This window comes from Butyrivibrio sp., from assembly GCF_015056685.1.
GTDB lineage: Bacteria > Bacillota > Clostridia > Lachnospirales > Lachnospiraceae > Butyrivibrio.
Genome location: NZ_SVFW01000026.1, coordinates 22422 through 31907, shown reverse-complemented (window position 1 = coordinate 31907; position 9486 = coordinate 22422). Strand labels below are relative to the sequence as shown.

9 protein-coding genes are annotated in these 9486 nt (G+C 37.8%); all 9 read right to left on the bottom strand.

Annotated features, from left to right (window positions below; genetic code table 11):
- On the bottom strand, positions 1–1172 hold a 1172-nt coding region (locus E7303_RS10540), incomplete at its 3' end, for an HlyD family efflux transporter periplasmic adaptor subunit (RefSeq protein WP_292145239.1).
- A gap of 75 nt (positions 1173–1247) precedes the next feature.
- Positions 1248–1667: a twitching motility protein PilT gene (locus E7303_RS10535; RefSeq protein ID WP_103867958.1), complete on the bottom strand. Its 420-nt coding sequence runs from the start codon at positions 1665–1667 to the stop codon at positions 1248–1250.
- 73 nt (positions 1668–1740) lie between these two features.
- Positions 1741–2703, bottom strand: a complete 963-nt coding sequence (locus E7303_RS10530) for a D-alanyl-D-alanine carboxypeptidase family protein (RefSeq protein ID WP_292145238.1) — start codon at positions 2701–2703, stop codon at positions 1741–1743.
- Positions 2687–3082: a methylglyoxal synthase gene (gene mgsA, locus E7303_RS10525; RefSeq protein WP_074887428.1), complete on the bottom strand. Its 396-nt coding sequence runs from the start codon at positions 3080–3082 to the stop codon at positions 2687–2689. The genes E7303_RS10530 and mgsA overlap by 17 nt, the downstream gene beginning before the upstream one ends.
- Before the next feature lie 5 nt (positions 3083–3087).
- Positions 3088–4212 (bottom strand): FtsW/RodA/SpoVE family cell cycle protein, encoded by a 1125-nt coding sequence (locus E7303_RS10520; RefSeq protein ID WP_292145237.1) that lies wholly within the window; start codon positions 4210–4212, stop codon positions 3088–3090.
- A 10-nt stretch (positions 4213–4222) separates the two neighbouring features.
- Complete coding sequence (locus tag E7303_RS10515; RefSeq protein WP_292145236.1) at positions 4223–7081, bottom strand: penicillin-binding transpeptidase domain-containing protein; 2859 nt, start codon at positions 7079–7081, stop codon at positions 4223–4225.
- Positions 7074–7598: a rod shape-determining protein MreD gene (mreD, locus tag E7303_RS10510; protein WP_292145235.1), complete on the bottom strand. Its 525-nt coding sequence runs from the start codon at positions 7596–7598 to the stop codon at positions 7074–7076. Before mreD ends, E7303_RS10515 begins: the two co-directional genes overlap by 8 nt.
- A gap of 8 nt (positions 7599–7606) precedes the next feature.
- Entirely contained in the window at positions 7607–8476 is an 870-nt protein-coding gene (mreC, locus tag E7303_RS10505) for a rod shape-determining protein MreC (protein ID WP_292145234.1), read from the bottom strand.
- The gene (gene mreB, locus E7303_RS10500) at positions 8477–9481 is read right to left on the bottom strand and encodes a rod shape-determining protein (RefSeq protein ID WP_292145233.1); all 1005 of its coding nucleotides are present in this window, start codon (positions 9479–9481) and stop codon (positions 8477–8479) included.
- Between the last annotated feature and the right edge of the window lie 5 nt (positions 9482–9486).

The window sequence follows — 9486 nt, the reverse complement described above, 5'->3', positions numbered from 1 at the left end:
GTATCACCAGCCCTTAATGTGTCCGTATCAATGTAATACTCAGTATCTGTCTCATTATATACATTAAGTGAAACAAACTCGGTAGTGGCATTACCCTGTTCATCGTACTTTTCCCTTAGTACTCCTGAGGTGTTGTCATTATTGTTAATGAGGTAAGCCTTAGGAATCAGGAAAAAGCTCTTATTCACAATTGAAGAATTAGGAATCTTAAGTCCTGTCTCATCCTCTGTTATTAGCTCCACATTTAAAAATCTGTCTCTGCAGAAAGTTATCATGGAATTTGTAAATGTAAGCTGAACGAAGCTTTGGCCATCCACATTCGTATAGGTAGTGACCTTACCCCATGATTCATCCTGGTTTTTAATGAATCTGACCTTGATATATTCAAGATCCTCAAATTCCTGAAGTCTTTCAGGATCCTGTTCATTTATAATTATAGACCATTCTTCACTTGTGCATAGCTTATATACAGGGTCCCCCGCCTTAACAAGAGTATTATTGATAAGCTGAGTCTTTTCATAGTTCTTTTGGTCGAGCTTATCAAGAGTCATAGTCTCAAGTGTCAGATCCTCATATCCATCAATAGAATACACGACTATTCCTGTGTCAGGAGCATTTTTATATCCAATAGATGAAAGTGTTCCACTGTTTGAATTAAGAGATTGTATATTCTGCAGAATACTACTGTTTGAAAGCTTTTGAACAGTTCCATCTATGCTGACCTTAAAATCATATACAGTATAAAAATTCTGAGGATCAAAGGATGAATCAAAATTTACAATCTGGCTTCGAAGTTCAGATAAGTCCTCATCACCAAGTGCGACTTCTTCAGAACCTTGTGATTTAAGATACTCAAGAAGCTGCCCTGACTCATCAACTGTATAAACAAGATTTCCTACTGCAACTCTTCCGCCTTCTGTTGCAAAATAATTGACATAACCTGCATTGTCACTGGTTATGATCTTCTCTGTACGAACAGCCACAGCATCATAGATATTATTTGTTGAAAGAGCTCCCTCTTTAACCTGATATCCGACTATATGATCCCTGCGCATATAAGTAATGACACTGATAACGATATAGATAGCCATTACGGAAAAGAATATCATTCCAATGTTTATATTATTTATATTGCCCGGATATTTTGTTACGCGGCTGTTTTTCTTAGCCATTTTCCCAACCTTTATACTTTTTTACAATATATAAGCCGCGGAAAGCCCGCGGCTTATATATATTATACTTTAAAATTAAAGTGAAATTACAACCTTGGATCTAACATTTTCAGGAAGCTCTGATTCATCCATTGAAACGCTTAAGATGAAATCAATATTGAACTTCTCAGAAAGCTTTTCGAGCTTGTCAATAGTTTCTGTTATGTCCTTGCCCTCGAGACAAGAGATATTTAAAAATCCATCAAAATACATCTGTTGGAGATCGTGGTCTTGAGAAATAATACCACTTACGAATCCGATAAACTCATCAGAATTTGAAATCATAAACTCTGGAACTACAATAAGTCTGATCTTATTGTTTAATTCATACATGTGCTTGGTGTTCTTATCAAGAAATACTACGCTTCCGAGTACATTCTTAACCTCGGTATTAACCTTGTCCAATAAACATTTTGTCTTTCCTTTACCCTTTTTCCCAACAATTAACTGAACCATCGGCATACCCTCCTGCTAGTTAGAATTTAAATTCTTGTAATAATTATAGAATATTACATGTTAAAAAACAACTCTATTTGGTTATTTCTGAAAGCAAAGATGACATGTCTGAGTAAAGTGTACCACTGTCTGTATCGCGCATGATAACTGCGATGTAAGGACTTCCGTTTGTATCTCTTGCAAGCAGGATAAGGCAATGACCGGCAGCAGATGTTGTACCGGTTTTACCGCCAATAACTGTAACCCCCATAGGCGCTGACTGGGTGCCTTGAAGATACGCATTAGTATTGGATACAGAAACTTCCTTTGAGTTACCTGATGAATCAAGATAGTTTGTGCTGTATTCAGTCATATTTATTATTTCGCTGAAGGTCTCATACTGCATGGCAGCATTGAATATCAGATACATATCATAAGCTGTAACATAATGATCCTCATCCGTTAAACCGTGAGGATTTGTAAAATGAGAATTGGTCGCTCCTATAGCAAGAGCTTCCTTATTCATCATATCTGTGAACCCTTCAATGGATCCTCCAATATTAGTGGCAATAAGATTAGCTACATCATTAGCTGAATATATAAGCAGGATCCTAAGTGCCTGATCAAGAGTTAGTCTGTCGCCCTCCTTAAGATTCACCTTTTGAGCTCCGCTCTCATTGACATAGACATTACTGTCCGCAACAAGAACCTGATCAAGCTTGCCGTATTTTAACGCAACAAGAGCAGTCATGACCTTTGTCAGGCTTGCAGGATGAACCTGGAGATTAACATTTTTGGCATATAAGGTTTCTTTGTTATTGAGATCAAAAAGACCGGCGCTGACATCAGAAGAAATAACATCCTCATCTCCTGTTATATCACCGTCTGCTACGCAAAGATCTGAAGCAAAAGTAGGATAATAATATGTATTTCTGACATCTTCAGTTGATGAAGATACAGAGTACTTTGCAGAATATGAAAAGTAAGAACAGCCGGTAAGTCCAGTTGTTCCTACTAAAAGACACAATAATAAAGCTATCTTACTTGTACATCTCACGCCACTCAAAATCTCCCCTATCCAATGACTTAAGTAAAAGCTCAGCTGATGCCAGATTGGTGGCAACAGGAATATTATGCATATCACAAAGTGACATGATATTGCTTATATCAGGTTCATGAGATTTTACTGTTAATGGATCTCTTAAAAAGATCACAAGGTCGATTTCGTTGTGCTCTATTGCTGCGCCAAGCTGCTGAGCACCACCAAGATGTCCTGCAAGATACTTGTGAATTGAAAGATTTGTTACCTCTTCTACAAGTCTTCCTGTAGTTCCTGTAGCATAAAGATCATTTTTACTAAGGATTCCTCTATAAGCTATGCAGAAATTCTGCATAAGTTTCTTTTTCGCATCATGTGCAATTAAAGCTATATTCATATACTTTAACCTCTCCCCAAAATATATTTATTTCCTTGAAGTCTGACATTGAGCACAAAGCCAATGCCTACATAAACACTTAAAAGTGAAGTCAGACCGGCACTTACAAAAGGAAGTGGAAGTCCTGTATTGGGCAGAACTCCGGTTGCAACTCCTATGTTTATAATGCCCTGGAAGCCTATCCAGCCTCCAACGCCTGCGGCGATTACCTCGCCTGCTTTATCCTTGGCTCTCATGGAGATCATGAAGCATTCAATAGCAATGCCAAGAATCAAAACCACAACAATACATGCCCCAATGAAACCAAACTCTTCACCGATAACAGTGAAAATGAAGTCTGTCTGGGACTCAGAAATAAATCCGCCATTAAGAACAGAGCTTATCTCGTTGGTGTTATAACCCTTGCCGTAAAGCTGACCTGAACCAATAGCCATCATAGAATTAAGTGTCTGATAAGCCTCAGAATTAGCATACTCTTCAGGATGTAGCCATGCAAGAATTCTACGCTGCTGATAGTCCTTAAGAATACTGCTGTCTTCCTGAACAGCATTATAAATTATAAATAATACTGAAGGAATAGAAACAGATAAAACAAAGACGACTAGCTTCCAATTCACCCCGGCAACAAAGATCATTGATGAGAAAATCATCATTACCATGATACATGTTGAAAGGTCGGGCTGCTTAAAGATTAGTCCCAAAGGAAGCGCAAGCAGTGCCAAGCAAATCAGAACAAAGCTTATGTTCTTAACTTTGTCCTTATATTTCATGATAAACTGAGCATAAAATAAAATCAATAAAATTTTGGCTGCCTCTGATGGCTGGAATGTTATTCCAAATAAGTTTATCCATCTTTGAGCTCCGTTTGTGCTGCTACCCAAGGGAGATAAAACAAGGCCCAAAAGAGCTACATTCAGTATATAAAACGGAATGTAAAGTTTTATCAAAACCGAATAATCAAGTAGTGAAATAAAAACCATTAAAACCACGCCAAAAACCATACCTGCTGTCTGTTTGGAGACATAGGAAGGATTAGCTGAGCTGATAGCCATTATTCCAAATATTGTAAGACCAATTACCATTATGACTAAAGGAAAGTCATAATCCATTATCTTGTATTTCTTTAACATTTTTCCCCCATTAGTCGGCGTTTGTAGCACCATCCTGAAGTTCTCTTGCTGTACCTGAAAGAATATCATCCTCATCTCTAAGTTCAAAGTAATAAGAAAGAGCTTCTTTTGTGATCTGTGCAGCATAGCTTGAGGTATAACCATAAGCAATTCGTGTTGCAATTGCAATTTCAGGCTTTTCATAAGGTGCATAGCAGATAAAGAGCGAGTGGTTTGGTCTACTCTTTGATTCCTGCGCTGTACCTGTCTTACCGGCTACGTTAACTCCAAGATTTGCATAATAGGATTTGTCCTGTACAACCTGTCTCATACCTAAATGAATAGCATTCCAGTAAGACTGAGGCATATCGATAGTATTTCTGACAGATGCACTGTACTCTTCAAGCAGATTACCGCTTGAATCGGTAGTTTTATCTATAAGAGAAAGATTATAACATGTACCACTATTTGCAATAGTTGTTACATATCTTGCAAGTCCTATAGTTGTATATGAATGACTACCCTGTCCAATAGCAGAACGAACAGCGTCCTGATCTGATACAGAAGGCTCTGATTCTGCAATTTCTATGCCTGATTTTTCTGTAAGACCATACATATCTGCATACTGGGCAAGCTTTTCAAGACCGGTCTCTGATGAATAAGAACTACCCAAAAGACCAAGTCTGTAACCAACTTCATAGAAAAATACGTTACATGAATTACGGATACCACCTGTAACATTTAAGTTACCGTGTCCACTAGGATATATCCAACACCTTGGCGGATGATCGAGCTTATCAAAAATACCGCCGCAATAAATTGTTGAATCAGTTGTAATAACTCCTTCTGTAAGGCCTGCTGTCGCAGAAACAATCTTAAAGGTAGAACCTGGAGCTGTCTTCTGCTGTGTGGCATAGTTGTACAGAGGATTTGACTTATCACTTCTAAGTTTGGCGTAATACTCAGCATCAACGCCGTTTGCCATTTTGTTGTTATCGTATCCGGGATACGAAACTATAGCCAGCACATCACCTGAATTAACGTCTGTAACAACCATTGATCCTGTGCATGGATCAAGAGCAAGCTGCGCAGGTGTAATATCCAGGTTGGAAATCCTGTTAGTCATAAAGGTATAGGCTGTCTCTCCGCCTCTATCCCATATTCCCTGCTCTTCATCTGATAAAGTAACTTTATCCTGTTCAAGAAGGAGGTTGCAAACCTGAGTGCCACTTATGTTTCCATCCAGCAAAAGATATTTATAGAGCCTTGTCTGGAAGTCATAATCAGATGACATCTCATCAATGATGTAATCTACTATCTGAGCAAAGATTTCTTCAGAATCTGCGTACTGATTGTCGATGCTGAGTTTAGAAACATCGATCCAGTTCATAGCGATAGCATATTTTAAGTATTCAGTAAGAGAAATTGTCTCATCTGTTGTCCATGCAACATATACATCATCTTCTTTATCTACAAGAGTAGAATTGATAACACCATCAGAATAAAGCATTGATGCAATATGGCTCATGTACCACTGATATTCACTGCTAAGGGCATTATAAGGAGTCTTTGCAGTTTCAAATTCTTCCCTGAGTCTTGAAAGAACTGCAGCGTTCTTAGTTGTGAAAGCCTCATATACTGCTTTCTCTGTTTCTTTTGCATCATCCTCAGCAAAATGAGGTATATCAACAACGTCGTTGTCAAAAATAGCATAATAAACATCATAGATCGGGATTACAATACTGCTTGAGCTACTTGTCTCTGTATATGTGTATGTCTTTACATTCTGGATCTTGGAAACAAGGATACCAGCAAGTGACTGCTCAATAATATCGTAACAGGCTTCAGTCAGATCCTTATCAATAGTAAGATAAACATCGTTACCGGCAATAGAATCCACATAATTGCTGGTCTCGATAACCTGACCCGTATTATCTACATAAACAGTCTCAGATCCCTTTGTTCCCTGAAGCACAGACTCCATAGCCTGCTCAATTCCGGATTTACCAACAGTATCATTAAGGCCATAGCTTGAATTTATCTGCTGAAGCTCAGCAAGTTCATCCTCTGAAACCTTACCTGTATAACCAAGAAGATGTGAGAAATACTGTGCATCAACATACTTTCTGGCTGTATTCTCCTCGATAGAAACACCCTCAAGCATGCCCAGATTCTCCATAACATCAGCAACTGTCTGGTCACTTACGTCAGAAGCAACTGTAGTATCAATGTACTTCTGATAACTGTTAGAATCCATATTGTAACGAACTGTCAAAACCTTAAGAGCTCTGTCATTGGTATAGCCCCTTCTTGCAACAAAAGAAGAAGATACTCCGGGAGTTTCATACTCTCCTACACCAAATTTTTTGCAGAGGTCATCAATAACATTCTCAGGAGTTTTTGTCTTTTCCTCGTACTTAAGGTCATTTATAGATGTGTGTCCATAAACATCTGCCAGGAATCTAAGAAGTGAATTCCCTGTTACCTTAAACTCAAATTCATTGCTCTCATTAAGGATAATATTGAAATCCTGATCTACTGTATCACCATTTTCCTCGATGATATCAATAAGAGCATTTAAAGTCTGGTTAATCGCTGTGTTTTTGCCTGAACCTGACTTATAAACGTCTTCTATAGTTACAGAATTGGCAAGTTCATTGTAAGCTAAAAGATTGCCGTTTCTGTCATAGATATTTCCTCTTGTAGCAGCTATGGTCTTCTCTTTTTTGATCCTTAACTTAAAAGTATCAAGATAATACTCACCATTTATTATCTGCAGCGAAAAAAGCCTGTATATCATTACACAGGCCAAAGTAAACAGAACAAAAGAAACAATGACTGCTCTGGATGTTATGAATTTAATTATGTTTTCTTTTATTTCATCAAACAAATTTCTTGGCGCTCCTTTGTTCCTTTTCATCAATGATATTATTGACCTTAAGGATGATCGGATAAATAAATATGGCTACGATAGCTGTATACACAACCTCAGGTAATATTACTGTCTGCATATAATAGCCGATATTAAATTTGGTCCTGAACAAGAACATCAGGACATAACAGACAAAGCCAAAAACAAAGTCTGATATTGTTATTACCAGGATAGGGATAGCAACATTTTGTGAAAAAAAGATAATGTGAAGCTTTCCTACAATAAATCCAATATACATGTAAATTAGTGCAAAAAAGCCCAGATATGTTCCAAAGAAAATATCGACTAAAAGGCCGCAGAAAAAGCCTGTTAAAAGTCCCGCTTTATCTCCCTTGATAAAAGCTGTAGAAGAAGTCATTATCATAAGGACATTGGGCGCTATTCCACCAAAGTCCAGTGCCCTGAAAAGCGTAGTCTGTAAAATAAATGAAACTATGATAAATATGAAGTTTACAAGTATACGCCTAATATTCATAAAAAATCTTAATTTCCACCATTATTCTTAACTTGTAATATCACAAGTACTTCATTCATATGTTCAAAGTCCACTGCAGGAGAAAGAGTTCCTGACTTAGTAAGATTATTTGAATCATCTTCCAAAGTAGAAATATATCCTATCAGAATTCCGGGAAGATACTTATCACTGATATTTGAAGTCACAATCTTGTCACCGATGCTAACCTTATCTGCATCATCAACAAGTTTAGAAAAGCTTATATATCCGCTTCTGTAGAGCTCTAAATCTCCTGTAACGATAAGGTTGTCAGAAGATGAAAGAACCATTCCACTCACAGCAGAATTATCAGCAATTATAGACTGAACCTTTGCCCAGTCAGGTCCAACATCAATTACTCTTCCTACAAGCCCTGCACCTGCAATGACATTCATATCGACTGCAATGCCATCATCAGAACCCTTATCTATAACAAAAGAATAATACCAGTTGCCCGCATCCTTGGCGATGATCCTGGCTCCGGTCTTAGGGTAATCACTATACTTTGAATCAAGTTCATATAACTCACGAAGCTCAGTGAGCTCATATTTTTCCTGTTCAAGGTTTGTATTGGCAATAGTGAGCTCATCTATCTGACTCTTTAGCTTCTCATTTTCATCAAGAAGCTGTGTAATGGAGGCAAGTTTATCTGTAGTCTCTTTTATATAGCTTGAACAGATTGTGATCCCCTTTTGAAATGGCACAACAAAAACACCTGCAAACGAGTTCAAAGGACCCGTGAACAGATTAGTGTTAAATGTGATAACAATTAACGCCGTACATAGAATTGTTAAAATAAAGAGGAGATATTTACTTGGAAGGGTAAATTCTTCTCCTCTTTGCCTTATGATGGGACTCATTTATCTATCCTCTTCGATTCCATATGCAAGAGGTTTATACTGATCATCTTTAATAATCTTGGCAAGACCAAGAGCTCCGGAACCAATAGGGTTCTCAGCAATATTTACGTTAAGACCAACACCATTGCTAAGTCTCTGTGCAAGATGGCAAACCTGTGAAGCACCACCTGTGAGATATAATCCGTGCTTGAAGATATCAGCAGCAAGTTCTGGTGGAGTCTTCTCAAGAGTAGCTTTAACATTATCAAGAATAACATCAAAGTTCTCAACAAGTGCCTGGTTAAGAAGATCTGTAGGAATCTTTCTCTCAACAGGAAGACCTGTAACAATATCTCTTCCGTATACAACGGCGTCCTTACCCTCTTTTTCGAGCTCCTTAAGAGAAATCTTTACGTTTTCAGATGTCTTTTCACCAATAAGAAGTCCGAATTCCTTACGGATAACGTTTCTGATGGATTCATCAAACTTCTTGCCGCCTACCTTAATAAGCTTACTTACAACGATACCGCGAAGTGAAAGGATTGAGATCTCTGTTGTGTCATAGCCAACATTTACAACCAAAACACCCTGAGAGTTCATAACATCTACGTTCATTCCAAGTCCGTCAGCAAGAGGCTTTTTAACCATCATGATCTTTTTAGCCTTGATTCCGGCGTCATTTATAAGATCATGGAAAGCTCTTCTCTCAACTTCTGTAACGTCCTTAGGTACAGCAATATAAACATCACAAGGCTTAACGCTGCCCTTCATCTGATCTGTTATAAAGAGTTTAACAAGTGTCTCCATATGCTCAATATCAGCAATAACACCGCTGTTAAGAGGATATGATATCTTGATCTTGTCAGGAGCCTTCTCATACATCTCGTATGCAGAGTTTCCATAAGCGAAGATATTTGTCTTATTTTCAATTGCGATCATGTTCTTCTCTACTGTAAGACTGTCTTCATCCCTGTTGAAGATTTTGATATTGCTTGTTCCAAGATCAATTCCAAAAATATTAGCCATTTCTT

What these genes read in the sequence shown, in the direction of transcription:
- mgsA (WP_074887428.1), bottom strand. Translation starts at nt 3,082, where the DNA reads ATGAATATAGCTTTAATTGCACATGATGCGAAAAAGAAACTTATGCAG.
- mreB (WP_292145233.1), bottom strand. Translation starts at nt 9,481, where the DNA reads ATGGCTAATATTTTTGGAATTGATCTTGGAACAAGCAATATCAAAATC.
- mreC (WP_292145234.1), bottom strand. Translation starts at nt 8,476, where the DNA reads ATGAGTCCCATCATAAGGCAAAGAGGAGAAGAATTTACCCTTCCAAGT.
- E7303_RS10535 (WP_103867958.1), bottom strand. Translation starts at nt 1,667, where the DNA reads ATGGTTCAGTTAATTGTTGGGAAAAAGGGTAAAGGAAAGACAAAATGT.
- mreD (WP_292145235.1), bottom strand. Translation starts at nt 7,598, where the DNA reads ATGAATATTAGGCGTATACTTGTAAACTTCATATTTATCATAGTTTCA.
- E7303_RS10520 (WP_292145237.1), bottom strand. Translation starts at nt 4,212, where the DNA reads ATGTTAAAGAAATACAAGATAATGGATTATGACTTTCCTTTAGTCATA.